General features: G+C 37.7%; 1 protein-coding gene. It reads right to left on the reverse strand.

From position 1 onward, the window contains the following. Positions 1-390, reverse strand: a 390-nt coding sequence (locus KDK95_RS39155) for a dihydropteroate synthase (protein WP_212522689.1), incomplete at both ends; no start/stop codon positions are given.

Here is a 390-nt window from a genome sequence, read left to right on the forward strand (position 1 = left end):
GAAAGGTTGTGTCTTGCATTTTCATTCTCCTTTAAAAAATCTATACCTTTAGCTAATTTAGCATTCAACTGGACATTATGAACGCGTAGTGCTTTAACGCCTTTCATAATACCATATGCAGTCGTAGCTGCAGTTACTTCATCACTTTCAACCGGTGTTGTATCATAACCCATCATCTCTTTAGTGAAACGTTTCCGGCTTGTCGCTAATAAAACTGGATATTCTGTTGCAACAAGTTCATCCAGTCTTGCCATAACTTCGGCTTCTTCATTTCTAGTTTTAGCGAAACCTATACCTGGATCTAGCCAAATTTTATTTGAAGGTATACCAGCTATTTTAGCTTGATGTGCTTGTGCTAACAAAGATGTTAACATTTCTTCGACAACCGGT

Source organism: Actinospica acidithermotolerans, assembly GCF_018139625.1.
GTDB lineage: Bacteria > Actinomycetota > Actinomycetes > Streptomycetales > Catenulisporaceae > Actinospica > Actinospica acidithermotolerans.